The following is an 18049-nucleotide window of genomic DNA, read 5'->3' on the forward strand; positions in this document are numbered from 1 at the left end:
CTTGCCACAGCAAGCATGATTGAGATGTGCCCATGCCCCTGAACATCGACAATGTTGCCCTGTCTGACTTGCTTTGTGCATTGTACGGCTCCGCAACGTCATCTCTGCCCACCAACAAACATTTTTTGACTCAGCTCAAGCGGCTGATGAACTTGCAACACGCCACCCTGATTGTGCGCCCCCCTACTGCCCATGACGCAGGCCTGATATACACCAGTGGTACCGAAGGCGATATCGCCCTTATGGGCAGCGAAGAAGGCAGCTATACCAGCCTCTACACGCAGGACCCTCTCGTCAATCTACCGCTGAAAGAAGTGGTTACCCTGGATGAGCACACGCCGCGGGCGCAACTGCTGAAAAGCGATTATTATGATCTGTTCCTGAAGCCTTTTAATATCTACTACATCGCTGGTATCGATTGGCAGTATGACAAAAACTCCCGCATATCCATTCGTTTCACCCGGGAGAAGAAGCAAGGCAACTTTACCGAAGAAGAAAAAGCCTTTCTGCGCCTGTTGATCCCCCACCTGGAGCAATCAGTCGCCCTTGGGATTCAACTGCGACAATTGGATTCGGAGCGGCAAATCTACGCTGACTCCATCTCACGCAGATCCATTGGTATCTTCACGTTAGACAAGCAAGGCAACATTCTGCAATCCAATACCAAGGCCGAGCAATTCCTCAAAAGCTCTGATGGTTTCCACCAGGCCCAGAATCGCATCAAGCTCAACAACAGCTCCTTAAACGAATCCTTCAACAAGCAGATCCACGAGGCCATCGATTTGGTACGCCGCAATGAGCGAGCCCAGGTCTACGCGTTTTCGGTGCCCCGTGACAATGGCAAGCAACCCTATCAGTTATTAATCAAACCCATGCCAGTGGCTCACCACGACGAATCGGATGTGACTCCCTATGTGACCATCTTGATTCAGGACCCTGAAAAAAACCTGGAGATATCCGTACGTACGCTAATGGATTTGTATCAGCTCACCATGTCCGAAGCCACCATCGCGATTCTGCTGGCAGAAGGCCATACCACCGATGAAGTAGCCACCGAACTGGACATCAAGAAAAATACCGTACGGGCCCACTTACGCTCCATGTTCGTAAAGATGGGCGTAACCCAGCAATCCATGCTGGTAACACTGGTGTTGACTAGCCTGGCGTCGGCGCAATAACCTAAGCTACCTAAATAAGCTCCATTCATCCGACAAAGGACAGCATTGTGGTACTGATCGTTCTTGGACTGGTTATCTGGTCAGCTGTTCACCTGATCCCCGCCGCTGCACCCGGCTTGAAAGCCAAATGGCTTCAGGCGCTGGGGCCATACGGCTATAAAGGCAGCTTTTCACTCCTGATTATCGGAGCGGTTGTACTGATGGTAATGGGTTGGCGGCATTCGTTGCCTATCTATCTGTACACCCTCTCTGACACTATAGATCGCACCACCATTGGCATCATGGCATTTGCCGCCGTGTTATTCGTTGCGGCCAAGCTTCCAACTCGGATCAAAAGAATCATCCGCCATCCGCAACTGACGGGTGTCGCTTTTTGGGCACTGGCCCACCTTCTTGCCAACGGTGATTCCCGCTCCGTCACCCTGTTCGGCGGTTTACTGCTGTGGTCGATCGTGGAGATCGCGCTGATCAATCGGCGGGAAGGGCCGTGGATAAAACCACCACCCAGCGGACTATTGTACGATTTGATTGTGCTCGCGCTGGGGGCTGCGCTGTTCTCAGGCCTGATATTTGTACACCCTTACTTATCAGGCATCAAACTGGGCTAACCTGCCTGTCATCAATCTGACCCACACCGCCCCCTGCGCATAAGCCTGCATCCATTTGATCTAGAGTATGCTTTGGCTCAGAATGCCTTACAGCATCTCACGGTTGTGGACAAGCTCCTCACCTACTTCCAACTACATTCACCTGGTAAGGCTACATAACATGCAACAAGCAACTGGCAAACTGTTCTACCTGTATCTGGCACTGGGTGTGATGGCACTGGTGTTAACTTGGGTTCATCTGGGCAGCTATATGGGCAAAGGCATCGTTGATGCCAATATCCTGTTCTGGAAAGACGCATTGTTCAATGCCAACCCGGCCAGTACGTTCCTGGCGGTAGATATACTGTTCTTTGCCCTGGTTGGTAACATTTGGATGGTCATTGAAAGCCGACGACTTCAAATGAAATTCGTTTGGGTTTACGTAGCCATAGGTACTTTCATTGGTATCAGCTTCGGATTCCCCTTGTTCCTGGCCATGCGAGAAAAACATCTGGCTGCGATCAGCAGCAACACAAATGTCGCACTCAAGACCTATGATGTGCTGGGTTTGCTGGCCCTGGGCGCGGTGACAGTAGCAACCGGTGTTTGGCTATATTTGAAGTAATTTACATAAAATTTCCACATATCGCACACAGGTAGATGAGATGACCCAGTACGTTACCTCAGCACTGAACGCAGTTGCAGGCATCCAGTCCAATCATAATGTGTGGGTTCACTCCATGGCGGCAACTCCATGGGTTTTACTGGATGCTCTGGCGGAACACGCCCTGCAACACAGCAATATTGCCTTGTATCAACTGCATCTGGAACACGCCGAAGGGTTGGCAAGAGCGGTTGATGGCGGACACATCGCCCCCAAAGCCTATTTTGCGAGCCAGTACAATCGGCAGTTGATACAAGAAGGTAAAGCAGATTACATCCCCATATCCCTGTCGGAAATTCCGCGCCTGTTTCGCAGAGGCGAGCAACGCATTGATGTAGTGCTGATTCAGGTAGCACCACCCGACAAACATGGTATCTGCTCTCTCGGGGTATCGGTTGAAGCCACTCGCGCGGCATGCGAAGTCGCCGACCTTGTCATCGCGCATATCAATCCACAAATGCCGCGCACCCATGGCGATGCCTTTATTCACTTGAATCAGATCGATGTCGCTTACGAGCAGGATCTACCATTGCCCGAACACAGCCCCTCAATTCTGAGTGAAGTTAACCGTCAGATCGGCGAACAGGTGGCAAGCCTTATCGAAAATGGCGACTGTTTACAAATGGGTATCGGTGATATCCCGGACGCAACCCTGGCCTGCCTGGATCAACATCAACACTTGGGCATTCATACTGAGATGTTTTCCGATGGGGTGATCCCCCTGTGTGAAGCAGGCGTGATTGATAACAGCCGAAAACGTAAACATCGAGGCAAACTGGTAACAGGGTTTGTACTGGGCAGCCGCAAGCTCTACGAATTTGTTGATGATAATTCAGAGGTGGCGTTTCTGGATATTGAGTACATCAACAGCATCGAGACAATTTGCCGAAACCCCAATATGGTGAGCATCAATAGCGCGTTGCAGGTGGATCTGTCGGGCCAGGTGTGCTCAGACTCACTGGGCACCCATATTTACTCAGGGGTTGGCGGCCAGCTGGATTTTGTACTGGGCTCCAGCCTTTCAGAACATGGCCGATCAATTCTGGCGTTTCCATCAACCGCCGCAAGCGGCAAGTATTCACGCATCGTTCCCGTACTGGCACTGGGGTCAGGAGTCGTCACCCCCCGAGGCAGCGTGCATCATGTAGTGACTGAATTCGGTGTAGCAAATCTGCGAGGGAAATCCCTGCGCGAACGAGCCCGAGCACTCATCGGTATTGCTCACCCTGATTTTCGTGAAACCTTGAGTCGTCAGGCATATGAACACTGGCACCTGAACATTTGAAATTGCACCATCATCACCCATAGCGAACGAAAGCGGTGCGTTATTATCGGTTGTATCAAGGCCGCAGATTAATTAGGCTCATACCATCAACGCTTTTGATTCCAAAGGAGCCACGCCCCATGCTAGCCAAACTGTTCAAGCAAGTGATCATTCCAACCATACTTTTAGCCTCCTCTGCCGCTTTTGCCCATAACGGCGAACACGCCATCAGCGGTTTTGTCAGCGGAGTTTTACATCCATTCGCAGGGCTTGATCACCTGCTGGCGTTGTTAGCCGTTGGCATAGTAGCTGCCCGCCAATCAGGAAAAGCTCGCGTGTTGATACCGGCAGCATTTTTGACTTTTATGCTAGTAGGTGCAACGGCAGGCTTGGCGGGCATGGTCGTACCACAAGTTGAAGCGGGGATTCTGGCTTCGGTGATGATTTTAGGTTTGATGATCAGTGCTTCTGCGACTCTTTCTGCCACAATTAGCACTGTTGTAATCAGTCTCTTTGCATTACTGCATGGTCAGGCACACGGCGCAGAGATACCGGCGGGCGCATCGGCTTTCTCTTACGTTTCCGGATTTTTGCTGGCCAGCCTGCTGATTCAGTCCAGCGCGCTCATCTGTTACGCTAAGATCAGCACACATAATGCTACATTGGTAAACCGTGTTGCCGGTGCTGGCATATTTGTAAGCGGTCTAACGCTGGCTTCACTCTAGCCAGCGTTATGCAACGCCACATACAACTATAGAATTTCTCGCCCCACCTCAACAATTTTCAGCGTGTTGGTGCCACCATTGACGTTCACAAAATCGCCTTTGGTCAATATAACTTTATCGCCATTCACCAATACGCTCTGCTCAACCAGTGCATCCACCACCTGCTGATTCACCTTGATCGGGGGAATGCTCGCGCTATCAAAATTGACGGTTCTTATCCCTCGGTACACCGCCAGCCTGCGCTGACAAGCAGCATGGGGTGTGAAGGCAAATATGGGTAAGCCGGAACGAATGCGGGACATCATCATGGGCGTAGCACCGGTTTCAGTCATGGCAATGATGGCCTTCACACCGGGCAAGCGATTGGCCACGTACATGGCAGCTGCGGCAATGGATTCGTCGATTTTAACCGGGGCATGATCATCCTGCTTGAACAAATCACGCATCTGAGGAGAGCGCTCGGCACCCATGATGATCCGATGCATAGCCTGCACGGTTGCCTCGGGGAACTGACCCGTTGCCGTTTCAGCCGACAACATTACCGCATCCGTGCCATCCAACACCGCGTTAGCTACGTCCGAGATCTCGGCCCGCGTCGGTTGCGGGTTATTAATCATGGATTCCATCATCTGGGTTGCGGTGATCACAAATCGATTCAGGTGCCGGGCGCGCCAGGTGATATGTTTCTGCACGCCCACCAACTCAGCGTCACCGATTTCCACAGCCAAATCACCCCGCGCCACCATGACACCATCAGAAGCCAGGATTATGGCGTCCAGTGTCGCATCATCTGCAACCGCTTCGGCCCGCTCTATCTTGGCGACGATGCCACCATTACCGCCAGCACTGCGATATAGATTACGGGCTTCTTCTACATCGGCGGCATCCCGCGGGAAAGAAAGCGCGACATAATCCACATCCATTTCGGCTGCGGTTCGAATATCCTCGATATCCTTATCGGTGAGTGCCTTCGCAGTGAGTCCACCACCTTTGCGATTGAGGCCCTTCTTATCACTCAGCACGCCACCCAACACCACGCGACAATGCACGGCGCTGCCCTCTACCCGTTCAACCAACAACTCAATCAACCCGTCATTTAACAACAAAGTATCGCCAGCCATGCAGTCATTGGGCAGTTCTTTATACGCTAAACCTACGGCGTGCTGATCACCGGCAGACTCATCCATTTCGGCATCGAGAATAAAGGATGCACCGTTTTTAAGCGTGATCTCGCCTGCTTGAAAACGGGCAATACGGATTTTGGGGCCTTGCAGATCCACCAGTGTCGCCACGCTGGTGCCAATTTCACTGGAGACCTTACGAATACGCTCGCCTACTTCCATATGGTGCTGTGCCGATCCATGTGAAAAGTTGAGGCGAAATACATTGACCCCGCACTCAATCAAACTCTTCAGCATGGCCTCGCTATCGCAGGCCGGCCCCACAGTAGCAACGATTTTGGTGCGACGAACCATTTACATCCCCTTTCTTTTACTGGCTAATGACACAATCTATCGCATTCCGCGCCATTTAGAAAATCCGATGCACTTATAATCGCTGCAAGAAATACTAACGGGCCAACGCAGATACCGGCGTAAAGGTTGTATCGGCCTGGGTTTGCTTAACTTTTTGTGGGAACTGCTGGCGCGCCACGCGTTCATTGAATTTCACCAGCAATTGTGTAGCACCAGGCACAGATAACCGCACCAGCTCACTGCCAAAACGCAGCGGAGCCTGTGCGGGCCAGAAATATTTGGCGGCGGTTTTTGGCAATCCCAACTCATCACCGGCTTTGTCACCGAGAATAAATCGCGTATAGCCAACACGTAAAGTACGTTCCAGCTGGCCCAACTGTTTCTCCCACCAGCGATCGCCATCGATGTTGGTCGGCGCATTGGCAAGCGACAAACCAAGCACTTTGGTATCCTCATCTGGATCGCAAATGGTGGCCACCACTTGATATAGGGCGCGCATGGAATCTGCTTCACTCGCTGGTAGAATCCGTTCTTCCACCCCCATTAAAAAGCCGATATAGCGCCACAAATGAATCACCGCCTCTCGCTCTTTCTTGGAGAAGATGAACCCGATGGAACGAAGGCCTGTGAGGAAAATTGACGAGAACTCAAGAATGGTAGCCATACTGTCCCACTGGTTAAGCGGATGACCCCACTCCATATTCCATTTGCCGGAATCAAGCAGCATCTTTCTGACCTGCGCGTGCATGATACGTACACGCACTGCACTTTTGAAACCTTCCTGCTTACGACCAAGGCCTCCAACGGTGGTGACGTCCATCCAGAATTTTCCGGTTTCTACCAAGCGCCGTGGCGTCATACGATCCAGCTGACCAGTGAACACCAGCGGCTTAGCCGCCGCAGCCCCTAAGTAGCCCCCCATAAGCGCTAGATTGCGCAACACCAGCTCACCGGAAGGCCCCACGCGGCGGGACACATCACAGGCTAACCGAAGTTTATCGTGGTCCAGCCAGATGGGTTCATCGTCTACCTGCTCAAACAATGCAATCAACGCCTGCGGTGGGTTATCGATACTGTCGATGCCGTGCTCCAGCGCCTGATCCACCAACTTTCGGCCCTGACCCACGGGCAAATCTTTATACATCTCGACCACGGCATCCGCCAACCGATCCCCCATCAGCATATGGCGTTTGATGTCCGCCATCTGCCCCGGTGTTGGATGAGGGTCGGAGCCATACAGCAGGCGAAACACCCTTCGCATGGATTTCAAGGCTGGGCGATTGGGATCTCCCACTCGGGTAAGATGGCGAATATGATGGCTGACGCTCATGTTCATGGAGTTCCCTCGCAGCGGTAGGTTCATTGTTATTAGCGTGTATCGTTTATTAGAAGCAGGCAGAGCTGACGAGCCCAAACAGAACCCGCCAGTTCTCACAGCTTAGCAAGGCATCACCCATGATACAAGATGTATAGCGATGTCTCAGTTGACCTGCCGCTCCCGGCCTGCCCAATAAGGCGCCCTTAGCTCCCGTTTGAGAATTTTGCCAGAGGGGTTACGAGGCAGCATTTCCAGAAAATCGATGGATTTAGGCACCTTGTAACTGGCGATCTGCTCCTTGGCGAAGGCAATGATCTCCTCAGGGCTCAGCTGCACCTGAGGCTTCAACACCACGCACGCTTTAACAGCCTCACCCCATTTGTCATCGGGCACTCCGATCACCGCTACATCGGCAATACCCGGCAATCCAAACAAGGCGCTCTCCACCTCTGCCGGGTATACGTTCTCACCGCCGGAAACGATCATGTCCTTGATGCGATCCTGCACAAATACATAACCGTCAGCATCCTTGTAACCAGCGTCTCCGGTATGAACCCAACCATCAATCAGCGTTGCCTGAGTGGCTTGGGGACGTTTCCAATAACCCAACATATTGGACGGTGAGCTGATGCAGATTTCTCCAATGGTACCATTAGGAACCGTTCGGCCCTCCGCATCTTTGATCGCCACCTCAATACCAGGGCGGGTTTTTCCTGCCGAGCGCATGCGCGGGTTGCCATTCGGGTCATGATCCTCCGCTGGCAGATAGGTTCCGTAACCAATAGTCTCGGTCATACCGTAAAGCTGAATAAACCCACACTGGAATACTTCCATAGCCTGCTTAAGCAACGGCAGTGGAATAGGGGAAGCTCCATAGACAATGTACTTGAGGGCAGAAAAGTCAGTGGTGGCACAAGAAGGATCCGCCAGTACAAACTGCATGGCTGCAGGCACAATAAACAACTTACTGATGCCATAATCCCGAATCGCCTGCAAACACCCTGCAGGTGTAAATTCGCCAAGCACCACATTCTTGGCCCCGGCATACAAGCCAATCAAGGCCCAGCCGGTTCCACCAATGTGGAAGTTAGGCATAATATTGAGGCTGACATCTTGATCGGTCCAGGTGGACCACTCTTCTTCCGGCTCACCGGAGCGATCCAAAACCTCATTGGCCGCATAAAATGCCCGGTGGGATACCATAACCCCTTTAGGGTGCCCCGTTGTACCGCTGGTGTACATCTGCACGGCAACGTCTTCCGGCTTAACCTCTACATCGGGATCGGTATCAGGTTGTGCATCACGCCACTGCGCAAAACAAGGGAGAGCATCATCGCTGTCTTCCAACAGAATTACTTTCTTAACACAAGTGAGATCGCCCTTGATCTGCTCATATAAAGGCAGAAACTCACGCGCCAGAAACAATACAGAAGCCTCTGCATCGTTGAGAATATAAGACACTTCCGGCGGTGCCAAACGCCAGTTTATTCCAACAGTCACCATGTCAGCTTTGGCACAACCAACCAGTAACTCATAGTACCAATCGGAGTTTTTTCCCATTACGGCTATACGCGCTTGCGGCTTCAGGCCCTCGGCGATCAGGCCATTGGCTATTTGGTTGGTATAGCGGTTGTAAGTCGCATAATCAGTAACACGATCCTGAAAAACGAATGCCGTGGCATCGGGCCGGTGGCTACCATGATAACGGGCAATATCGCCCAGTGTTTGTATTTGCGGATAGTAAGGCATGTTGGTTTCCCTCAAAGAACAAATAGTGCCGATAGCGGCTAAAGCACCGTGGCCAAATGGCCAAGGAAGAACTGATACATCTGAACAACCCGCTGCCGGGCTTTATCGATTTTTTCTTGAGATAGATCGCCCGGCACACTGAAACGAGCAATCCAAATGACTTCACAGCCATCGGGCGCTAGAGGTGACACCTGAAAGCTGGCAGAAAACTGTTGTTCTGGACTAAAACCCTTGGCTTCCTTTATTGCGTAAACATAATGCATCCGTGTCGCATCAAAGCTTTCCAATGATTCCCTAGCAACACTGCCATCCAACAACTGCACTACTCGCAGGGCATTGCCGCCCTGATCACGGGCACCTTCACCCTGAACCGTGCAACTCACCACTCCCGGCAGCCAGTTTTTTAAACCACCGAAATCCCCCGTGATCTGCCAGACTTTTGCCGCAGCGTGGGGGAATGTTTGTCGAACAGTTACTTCTTCCATCGTTACACCGCCTCCTCGTAATGTTTACGCAAGAACCCTTCAAAACTGGTTAGCGCTGAATTACGCTGACGCAGAGGTGCGATATCAAAGTGCCAGCCCTGTTGATTGTTCCAGCGGAACTGACGGGCAGATTCAGGGTTGATCAAGCGCACCATAAGGCGTGTCAGAAACCGAGAGGTCGGCAGTAAACTACGCCCCGTGACTTTGCGAAACACTGCCTTCAACTGGGCTGCGGTGAGTACATCCCCTGCCACATCCAACTCTTTATCCAAGTACAGTTCCGGGTGTGCAAAGATATCCGCTGCAAACCAGGCAATATCCTCTACAGAAATCATGTGGAACCCAGTATCTTTGTCCAACAAACCAATTATGGTGGGCAACACCCAAAATGGATCAATATCCTTTTTAGCACCCGAGGTCATCACCGGCTGCGTGAAATTTTCCATAAAAAACACTTCACGTAAAAACGTGCGGGGCAACTGCAGGGAATCAATGTATTGCTCGATCTTATATTTGCTTTCGAAATGCAACACCCCCTCGGCCTGATCACAATTGACTACTGATGTTTGCACAAAATGCTGTACGCCGGCTTGCTTGGCCGCACGCGCCAGCTTGCACCCCTGCTCCACCTCCCGGTCATGACCAACACCTTTCTCCCAGAAATTCTGCACCGAGAAAACACCATAACAACCAGCGCAGGCGCGATCGAGCGACGCCTCATCATCCAGATCACCGGTAACCACCTCCACACCATTATCCAGCAGGGTTCGCGCAGCAGCTTTCGTCGAATCGCGGGTTAACGCCCGCACCGCAAAGCCTTTTTGCAGCAACAAGGGAATCAGCGCACCACCCTGAGCGCCGGTTGCCCCAGTCACCAAAATACGTTGTGCCATAGGATGCCTCGACGATAACCTATTGAAATAAAAATGAATTCCACCAAAAACAAAGAACCATCAGGTTCTGACTGACTGGTCAAATCATATCAACGAAAGCTCGACGAGAAAAGCGGTAACGAGAAAATGCCTGATCTCTGGGTTATGATGCGCTAGAACTATCGTGACGGGCCCAGTATGACTACACAGATCCAGCCTCAACCTCTCGCCCCTTCGTTACTGGATGCCCTGAACATTCTGCTGGGTCAGCGCCTTTGCACTCACCATACTGTGCTGCTGCAACACGGCCATGGTGAAAGCCACCATCAACCAGCACCCCCCGCAGCCATTGCCTACGTGAACTCTGCAGACGAACTGACTGAAATTGCACGGCTTTGCCATCAACATCGAACACCGATGACTGCTTTCGGCGCAGGCACCAGTGTAGAAGGTCAGCTTCAATGCGTTGCTGGAGGTTTATGTATCGATTTTTCTCAGATGAATCGAATCATTGAAGTAAACGAAGCCGATCTGAATTGCGCAGTGGAACCAGGGGTGACCCGCGAACAACTCAATCTTCATCTGCGGGATAAAGGTTTATTCTTTCCAGTGGACCCAGGGGCCAACGCAACACTGGGAGGCATGGTAGCCACCGGCGCCTCCGGCACGACCACCGTGCGCTATGGCGGTATGAAACACAACGTGCTTTCACTGAATGCCGTACTGGCCAACGGAGAACCCATCGTTACCGGCACTGCCGCCCGCAAATCTAGTGCCGGCTACAACCTGACAGAGTTGATTATAGGCTCTGAGGGCACTCTAGCTCTGATCACTGAAATTCGTCTCAAATTATACGGCATTCCAGAACATGTACTTGCCGCACGGATTCAGTTTCCCTCTGTGCATCAAGCCGTAAGCAGCGTAATGGACATGATGCAACACGGGCTTCCGGTAGCGCGCCTGGAGTTGCTGGACGAATTCGCGCTAAAAGCCGTGAACCAATATTGTGGCAGCCAGTATCCACAACAGCCTACTTTATTCATAGAATTTCATGGTAGCTCTACCAGCACCCAGGAACACGCACAGCAGGCACAATACATATGCCAGGAGTACGGTGGTAGCGATTTCGCCTGGGCCAGCACAGAAGCCGATAAAAAGCGGATGTGGCATGCCCGTCATAATGCATATTATGCCGCTCTGGCACAGGTTCCCAACGGACAAGGATGGGTAACTGATGTCTGTGTGCCCATCTCACATCTGGCACAATGCATTGAAGATACACGGCAAGATCTTAGCGACCAAGGCCTCGACATTCCCATAGTAGGGCATGTTGGTGACGGTAACTTTCACTTGCTGTTTAGTATCCCACCCGACAACCACACCCTGCTCCGGCAAGCACTGGATATAAACCAGCGACTCATCCAACGGGCCCTGGCGGCAGGAGGCACCTGCACAGGTGAACATGGAATCGGCCTGGGAAAAAAGCACTATCTGCAGCAAGAAAAAGGCGAATCGACTATAACCATCATGAAGGGCATCAAACAAACGTTCGATCCTTTAAATTTGCTCAATCCGGGTAAAATATTCTAACGCAATCGCTCAACCTGACGTGGAACTCTATATGGACGCACTACTCGACTGGTTTCAAAACTTCAATGCTGGTTCACTGCAAAAGATGCAGGACTTCTACACGGAAGACTGTTACTTCCGTGACCCGTTCAACGAAGCACACAACCGTGAACAACTTCATGCCCTGTTCACCGATATGCTAAAACTTCAGGATCTGCGCTTTGTGATTCTGGAACGCATACAGCAAGACCAAAAGGCCTTCATCACTTGGGATTTCCACTTCAAAATCATGGGTAAAGCTCAATGCATCCACGGCGGCAGCTTGATGACATTCGCCGACGATGGCCGAGTTAAAAGTCATGTGGATTACTGGGATGCTGCAGAAGGAGTCTACGAAAAGCTACCTGTGTTCGGTGCCCTGGTTCGCTTGGTTAAGAGACTGTTCTGAGCATTACAATTTAAGATGGGCAATCACCTTTGTCATACGGCTGGATAACTCTGCCAGAATCTGAGCAGCCCCGGCATTGCGTTTCACGCTCTCTGAAACCGCATCCATCTCTTCGCTAAGCATAGTGACGCTGCGATTCACCCCGGTGACGGTGTCTGTTTGCTCGTTGATTCGATGGGCGATCTGGCCATTAGCATCATTCATCGCCTGCACGTTGCTGGCAATTTCGTGGATCAACTTGCCTGCGTTATCGGCCTGATCCACACATTTCCGCGCCTCATCAGAGCGCGCATTCATAACCTCTACCGCAGCTTTAGAACTGTGCTCCAGGCGCTGTAACATCGCTTTGATTTCCTCCGTAGATTCCTGAACACGCTTAGCCAAGTTACGCACTTCGTCCGCTACAACTGCAAAACCACGCCCCTGCTCCCCAGCCCGCGCCGCTTCGATAGCCGCATTCAACGCCAGTAGATTGGTTTGCTCGGCAATAGAGTTAATCACATCAAGAGCCGAACTGATGGCACCGGTTTCCTTCGCCAGCTGCTGCACAACATCCGCCCCATCACGAATGTCCGCCGCCAGCCGGGTGATGGATTCCACTACCGACTCCACCTGCACATTGCCTTCTTTTGCCACACTGACAGAACTTAATGAACGCTGAGTATTATCCGAAGCATTACTGTGTACATGCTGATTATTCGCCACCATGTAACTGATGGCTTCCACCAATTGCGTGGCTTCACTTTTTTGTACCTCTATGCTGCGCGCATTGCCATCCACTTCTTTGACCAGGTTCTTGGACATGACATCCATAGTCATCGCAGCTGAACGGATCTCCGTTACGATACGAGCCAGATCCTGCACCATGTTATTGAACGCTTCTGTCATCTCGCCGACTTCATCACCGGATCGTGATTCCACCTTTACTCGAAGATCCCCATTCTGTTGCACTTGGCGCATGGTATCCCGCAACGCCTGCATCGGCTTGGAAACAAACTGAATCAGCATTTGCGAACAAAACAGCACCACCATCATCAACAGGAATACGGCCACACCGTAATACCAGAGTTTACTTAACGCAACGTCCAGCAGGGAGGGCATTACCAGCGCCATGCCCACTGCCTCCTGCGCAGTACCGCTGTAGGCCAGATAACGCAGATCATCACTTGCGAACACATCATGCCACCAACGACTGGCAAACCCATCGCTCGAAACAACGTCACTGAACCCATTGCTGCCGGGCTTTACCGCTCCCCAACGCAGCTGTAGAGCAGTGCTGCTGCGATGGCTGTCCATCCATTGGGCCTCGCCCCCCACCACCTGAAACAAGCCTGTCATACCTTGCGCACTCTGCGGATGAACCTGCACTAATTGCAAGGTGGTTGCGGCCTGCAACCGTGCCTGCGCCAATGCATCAATGCGCTGATCCAGTAGCGCGAACAATACCAGAACCAGCATACCCACAAAGCTCACGCCATGAGCAACCAGAATTTATATTTCAACGGTAAATCAATTAGATAGCGAATCAAGGCTCCAACCCATTACGTTAGTATTCAGTACATGTACCTGATTATAGTAGAGGGTTTCCAAGCTGCAGGGCCAGCGGCACCCGGCTATGAACCCTACTGAACGTTTATACGCGGGCGATTTTGTGAGAAGCTTCGCCCTCAGTAAATTCAGACAAACCCATGAGTACCAAGGAGACACCCGTGCCCGGATTGTTGCCCGACCTAGACCCCAACGGCCTACTGGAATATTCCGTTGTATTTACCGACCGATCTCTCAATCACATGTCTCAGCAGTTTCAGCAGGTGATGCGTGATATATCCGATACCTTAAAGGGCGTCTACAACGCTGAAGCCGTCGTGGTGGTGCCCGGCGGCGGCACCTATGGCATGGAGGCAGTAGCCCGCCAATTTGCCCACGACAAAAAGTGCATGGTATTGCGTAACGGCTGGTTCAGCTTCCGCTGGACCCAGATCTTTGACGCCGGCAAGATCCCGGCCAGCTGTAACGTATTAAAAGCCCGCACCATCAGCAACACGCCCGAATCACCCTTTGCACCGGCAGCAATTGATGAAGTTGTAAACACCATCCTCACCGAAAAACCGGATATGGTGTTTGCCCCTCACGTGGAAACCTCCTCTGGCATCATCCTGCCCAATGACTACATCAAGGCAGTAGGCGAAGCGGTACACAAGGTTGGCGGCCTGTTCGTACTGGATTGTATTGCCTCCGGCACCATCTGGGTAGACATGAAGGAATGCAATGTCGATGTACTGATCTCAGCGCCCCAAAAGGGCTGGAGCTCTTCTCCCTGTAGCGCATTGGTCATGCTAAGCCCAGAGGCTCGGAGCCGAATAGATGACACCCAAAGCAGTAGCTTTGCGTGTGATTTGAAAAAATGGTTGCAGATCATGGAAGCCTACGAAAACGGTGGCCACGCCTATCATGCCACCATGCCTACCGATGCCCTGAAGAAATTCCGCGACACCATGAAAGAAACCGAAGCCCTGGGCTTTGATCTTGTATGTAAGCAGCAGCAGGAGCTGGGCGACCGCGTGCGTGCTCTGTTCGCAGAACACGGCATTAAAAGCGTGGCAGCCGATGGCTTTGGCGCTCCAGGTGTCGCTGTGTTTTACACCGGTGATGCTGCCATGCAAACAGGCAAACCGTTTCTTGAATTGGGCTTACAGGTTGCAGCTGGCGTACCATTACAATGTGATGAGCCTGCCGATTTCCGAACCTTCCGTATCGGCTTGTTTGGCCTGGATAAACTGCAGAACATCGAACGTACCGTAAACAATCTTGAGGCGGCCTTAAAAACAATTGAAGCCAAATAAGCCTGCCTCATAACCATCCCTACCCAATGGGCAGGGCACCATTAAAGTCGCCAGCAGGCATCACTTTAATGGTGTCTTGCCTGGTTCTATTTAATCACGGGAGTAAAGCTCACCCTGAAAAGTGAAGCCTGTTACCTGATTATTCTCGATCACCAGAATGAATGATTTACCATTGCCACTGGCATTATTAAAGTACGGACAATCCGGCCCCGTTAAGAGCACACCATTTTCAAAATCAGGTGTTAGCGCCCAACTGACACCAGCCTCGTTTCGCCACTGCAAGCCGCTGCCCGTGCTCTCGATCACACCGGGGTGCCAAGAGTTAGTAATGGGCAAACGTGTAAAATTGCCAAGCACGTCATCTTCCGTCATAGATTGCAAATAGTTCTGCTGACGTTCACCGACAATCAAGTAACCCACATTGGCTCGAACCGTACGACCAGATGTCATGGCTGCCTCCTGAGTGATCAAACCCAGATCAAAGGCCTGAGACTGTTTGTTGCCAATGCGCGTGGCCAACACATCATAGGAATCGGTAATCACATTGTAAGACGCATGATTAACATATGGGCTTGACTCCCCCAACACCAAACGTGAGCGATTAAGCCGTTGCACGTGAGAGATAACCTGATACGCACCATAATTGTGATGAATAGTGGTGTAATCACTGGCCAGCTTATTCAGTGGCCTGGCAATGTCAATCGTGCCAACATGCAACTCCTTACCGTTGGCCAGTGGATAGGTGCCCTGCTCCACCACAAGATAATTAATCGTCTCTACCACATGGGGGCCATCATGATTCTCCAGCTCCCGCACCCTTACATCGAATCGGTTTTTTCCAATATTGAGAATTTCGGTATAAAACGAATCTGATCCATTATAGGTGGTAGTTTGTAGAAATATGACCGGGTTAACATAATCTGACTTAAGGTTAACTCGCACCAACTCGTCATCGGCCTGCACAGATCCCACCTCAGCAAAGTGCTTATAGGTATCACCGCTATCTGTTCTAACCGGACGCATCACATCATTGAAACCGTCAAACAGTATAAAGTCTACAGTCTCATTTATATGATCCACCTCCGAATCCTGCGATGTATCCTCTTTAAAGAAAGCTTCAAACACACCGTAACTGTCAACAATCTTCAGAGCACCAGGGTCGCGACCGTTATTGGAGACTACCTGCCCAAATACATAGGGATCAGCTATCGCACACTTGCCGTTAGATCCTCCTATATCGCGGGCATTTTGATTGAAGGGGTACGCAGTCCAGCTGCTAACGATAAAGTTTTCATCAGTGTACACCTCCATCCTGGCAGATCGAGCAACACCATCAAAAGCATAATCAGACAATTCGTAATAGCGATCATTCCCTCGGTTATCTCTATAAAAAGCGCCCGGGGTAAAACCTTCGCATTCGTCATCACTGAATAACTCAACCACTACATCCTGTCCCAGCTGCACTGAAGACACATTCGACAACCCAGTGCTGGAAGTGATGCTATCAAGCGACTGATTGTCGCAGATTACGCTATAGTTCTGACCATCATCAAACTCTGGCGCGGAATACAGTACAGCGCAGTTCTGCGCCACAACTCCGTCCACATACTGAAATTGATGTTTGGATGAAATAAGATTATCAATCAGAGGATAGATTTCTGCTTGGAGTTGCTCTGTAATGGACGCGGCACGGTTATTTTTGTAGTTCACAATCTCACGTTCCACGTAGGAACGATTCCTGCCCGCCAAATACTTGTTGAAAATCCATGCACCGGTTCTATGATCTTTTACTTGATACAACCAATCCCCTGTATAAACAGTATATATATTATCCTGACAATAATAAGCGCCAAGATATAACGAATAACAATACGGTATATTGTACGTATAGTAATCTTCACGCTCGTAGATCCCACCGATATTGCTTAGATTCGTTACTTTGAAATCGATAGTGTGCCTATAGAGATATTCGGCATAACGGTCTACAGAATCGTGATAGTTATTAATGAGCGTCTCTAGCTCGACAGATTTTTGAGTACACACAGGCCGGCTCACGTCACATGGCAGATAATCAGTGCTGTATATTTGAATGCCTTCCTGAATAATCATCAAATGCAATTCGGCCATTGCAATAAAATCAGCTAACGCTGCCATTTTGTGAGCATCGGATGTGGTGGTGATTTGCAGATACCAGTTCAATGACTGCGACAGCATCTGCTCCAAGCCCTCCAGCTCCATCAACAAATCATAGGAGTCGGCTCCGGAATTTTTCGCATTGGTGTAATTTATCTCCATGCGATCAATCACGTAATTCATCGTGCCTATTACAGTTGCATGATCACGATTTGAAAAATAGATTTCGAAATCGCTGCGTATATCTGATCTCAACTGTACTATTGCATCAAGAATGGTAGCCTGATTACTCTGTATAGTATCGAGCCTTCCATTAAGCTGATTAATTGCCTGCTCAACATCGTAGCCTCCATCATCCACATTCCAGAATTTTGTGATCAGAGCAAGACCAATTGAATTTAACGGAGGCGGAGCAAATCCTGCAATGCCATAAGCGCCCACCTGCAGAGCGGTTTCGGTATCGCTGTCGATATCAATATGCGTGACAGCAAACGCCTGAACGCTAATCACTGCACCAAGCACAGCGGGTATAAGCTGTTTGAATTTCATAGATGTCCCTTTCTGATTCCCTGTGCTCAGCGAATATTGTATTTTGTAATAAGAAATTGAGCGCCGAGCGGATGGTTAACCAATGAGATGATCCCATTGAATCCGTTCGAGTATAAAAGGCATGAAATTATTTAGAGGTATACTTTCAGCTATTGACAATACAATTCGGGAGGGGTAACAAGGAACTTAC

15 protein-coding genes are annotated in these 18049 nt (G+C 50.7%); 8 read left to right on the plus strand and 7 right to left on the minus strand.

Annotated features, from left to right (window positions below):
- Positions 1-32: 32 nt before the first annotated feature.
- The 5 genes from Kalk_RS07870 (at position 33) to Kalk_RS07890 (ending at position 4418) form a co-directional block, all read left to right on the plus strand.
- Positions 33-1178 (plus strand): helix-turn-helix transcriptional regulator, encoded by a 1146-nt coding sequence (locus Kalk_RS07870; RefSeq protein WP_101893671.1) that lies wholly within the window; start codon positions 33-35, stop codon positions 1176-1178.
- Positions 1179-1225: 47 nt separating this feature from the next.
- Positions 1226-1786 carry an NnrU family protein gene (locus Kalk_RS07875; protein WP_158643368.1) on the plus strand — a complete coding sequence of 187 codons (561 nt, stop codon included), beginning with the start codon at positions 1226-1228 and terminating at the stop codon, positions 1784-1786.
- Between the two features lie 160 nt (positions 1787-1946).
- Positions 1947-2390 (plus strand): DUF2834 domain-containing protein, encoded by a 444-nt coding sequence (locus tag Kalk_RS07880; protein ID WP_158643369.1) that lies wholly within the window; start codon positions 1947-1949, stop codon positions 2388-2390.
- A gap of 40 nt (positions 2391-2430) precedes the next feature.
- Positions 2431-3714 (plus strand): acetyl-CoA hydrolase/transferase family protein, encoded by a 1284-nt coding sequence (locus Kalk_RS07885; protein ID WP_101893674.1) that lies wholly within the window; start codon positions 2431-2433, stop codon positions 3712-3714.
- Between the two features lie 119 nt (positions 3715-3833).
- Entirely contained in the window at positions 3834-4418 is a 585-nt protein-coding gene (locus Kalk_RS07890; RefSeq protein WP_101893675.1) for a HupE/UreJ family protein, read from the plus strand.
- A 26-nt stretch (positions 4419-4444) separates the two neighbouring features.
- On the opposite strand, the gene pyk is transcribed toward Kalk_RS07890, so the two are convergent.
- From pyk to Kalk_RS07915, 5 genes are all read right to left on the minus strand, one after another.
- Positions 4445-5893: a pyruvate kinase gene (pyk, locus tag Kalk_RS07895; protein WP_101893676.1), complete on the minus strand. Its 1449-nt coding sequence runs from the start codon at positions 5891-5893 to the stop codon at positions 4445-4447.
- A 94-nt stretch (positions 5894-5987) separates the two neighbouring features.
- The gene (locus Kalk_RS07900) at positions 5988-7229 is read right to left on the minus strand and encodes an oxygenase MpaB family protein (RefSeq protein WP_158643370.1); all 1242 of its coding nucleotides are present in this window, start codon (positions 7227-7229) and stop codon (positions 5988-5990) included.
- Positions 7230-7373: 144 nt separating this feature from the next.
- Positions 7374-8960 carry a fatty acid--CoA ligase gene (locus Kalk_RS07905; protein ID WP_101893678.1) on the minus strand — a complete coding sequence of 529 codons (1587 nt, stop codon included), beginning with the start codon at positions 8958-8960 and terminating at the stop codon, positions 7374-7376.
- Positions 8961-8998: 38 nt separating this feature from the next.
- Positions 8999-9445 (minus strand): SRPBCC family protein, encoded by a 447-nt coding sequence (locus tag Kalk_RS07910; RefSeq protein ID WP_101893679.1) that lies wholly within the window; start codon positions 9443-9445, stop codon positions 8999-9001.
- 2 nt (positions 9446-9447) lie between these two features.
- Positions 9448-10338: an NmrA/HSCARG family protein gene (locus Kalk_RS07915; protein WP_101893680.1), complete on the minus strand. Its 891-nt coding sequence runs from the start codon at positions 10336-10338 to the stop codon at positions 9448-9450.
- 177 nt (positions 10339-10515) lie between these two features.
- On the opposite strand from Kalk_RS07915, the gene Kalk_RS07920 reads away from it, so the two are divergent.
- Both Kalk_RS07920 and Kalk_RS07925 read left to right on the plus strand, forming a co-directional pair.
- Positions 10516-11907 carry an FAD-binding oxidoreductase gene (locus tag Kalk_RS07920; protein ID WP_101893681.1) on the plus strand — a complete coding sequence of 464 codons (1392 nt, stop codon included), beginning with the start codon at positions 10516-10518 and terminating at the stop codon, positions 11905-11907.
- A gap of 31 nt (positions 11908-11938) precedes the next feature.
- Positions 11939-12334: a nuclear transport factor 2 family protein gene (locus Kalk_RS07925; RefSeq protein WP_101893682.1), complete on the plus strand. Its 396-nt coding sequence runs from the start codon at positions 11939-11941 to the stop codon at positions 12332-12334.
- 3 nt (positions 12335-12337) lie between these two features.
- On the opposite strand, the gene Kalk_RS07930 is transcribed toward Kalk_RS07925, so the two are convergent.
- Positions 12338-13807 carry a methyl-accepting chemotaxis protein gene (locus Kalk_RS07930; protein WP_158643371.1) on the minus strand — a complete coding sequence of 490 codons (1470 nt, stop codon included), beginning with the start codon at positions 13805-13807 and terminating at the stop codon, positions 12338-12340.
- Between the two features lie 215 nt (positions 13808-14022).
- Between Kalk_RS07930 and Kalk_RS07935 the strand changes: the two genes are divergently transcribed.
- Positions 14023-15177, plus strand: a complete 1155-nt coding sequence (locus Kalk_RS07935) for an aminotransferase class V-fold PLP-dependent enzyme (protein WP_407656809.1) — start codon at positions 14023-14025, stop codon at positions 15175-15177.
- Positions 15178-15267: 90 nt separating this feature from the next.
- On the opposite strand, the gene Kalk_RS07940 is transcribed toward Kalk_RS07935, so the two are convergent.
- Entirely contained in the window at positions 15268-17859 is a 2592-nt protein-coding gene (locus Kalk_RS07940; protein WP_101893685.1) for a hypothetical protein, read from the minus strand.
- Positions 17860-18049: the final 190 nt, after the last annotated feature.

The sequence above is a fragment of the Ketobacter alkanivorans genome (assembly GCF_002863865.1).
Lineage (GTDB): Bacteria > Pseudomonadota > Gammaproteobacteria > Pseudomonadales > Ketobacteraceae > Ketobacter > Ketobacter alkanivorans.

Excerpts from the sequence above, each read along its gene's own strand:
- Kalk_RS07925 (WP_101893682.1), top strand. The coding sequence starts at position 11,939 with ATGGACGCACTACTCGACTGGTTTCAAAACTTCAATGCTGGTTCACTG.
- Kalk_RS07885 (WP_101893674.1), top strand. The coding sequence starts at position 2,431 with ATGACCCAGTACGTTACCTCAGCACTGAACGCAGTTGCAGGCATCCAG.
- Kalk_RS07915 (WP_101893680.1), bottom strand. The coding sequence starts at position 10,338 with ATGGCACAACGTATTTTGGTGACTGGGGCAACCGGCGCTCAGGGTGGT.
- Kalk_RS07910 (WP_101893679.1), bottom strand. The coding sequence starts at position 9,445 with ATGGAAGAAGTAACTGTTCGACAAACATTCCCCCACGCTGCGGCAAAA.
- pyk (WP_101893676.1), bottom strand. The coding sequence starts at position 5,893 with ATGGTTCGTCGCACCAAAATCGTTGCTACTGTGGGGCCGGCCTGCGAT.
- Kalk_RS07920 (WP_101893681.1), top strand. The coding sequence starts at position 10,516 with ATGACTACACAGATCCAGCCTCAACCTCTCGCCCCTTCGTTACTGGAT.
- Kalk_RS07870 (WP_101893671.1), top strand. The coding sequence starts at position 33 with ATGCCCCTGAACATCGACAATGTTGCCCTGTCTGACTTGCTTTGTGCA.
- Kalk_RS07890 (WP_101893675.1), top strand. The coding sequence starts at position 3,834 with ATGCTAGCCAAACTGTTCAAGCAAGTGATCATTCCAACCATACTTTTA.
- Kalk_RS07880 (WP_158643369.1), top strand. The coding sequence starts at position 1,947 with ATGCAACAAGCAACTGGCAAACTGTTCTACCTGTATCTGGCACTGGGT.
- Kalk_RS07940 (WP_101893685.1), bottom strand. The coding sequence starts at position 17,859 with ATGAAATTCAAACAGCTTATACCCGCTGTGCTTGGTGCAGTGATTAGC.
- Kalk_RS07900 (WP_158643370.1), bottom strand. The coding sequence starts at position 7,229 with ATGAACATGAGCGTCAGCCATCATATTCGCCATCTTACCCGAGTGGGA.
- Kalk_RS07905 (WP_101893678.1), bottom strand. The coding sequence starts at position 8,960 with ATGCCTTACTATCCGCAAATACAAACACTGGGCGATATTGCCCGTTAT.
- Kalk_RS07935 (WP_407656809.1), top strand. The coding sequence starts at position 14,023 with ATGAGTACCAAGGAGACACCCGTGCCCGGATTGTTGCCCGACCTAGAC.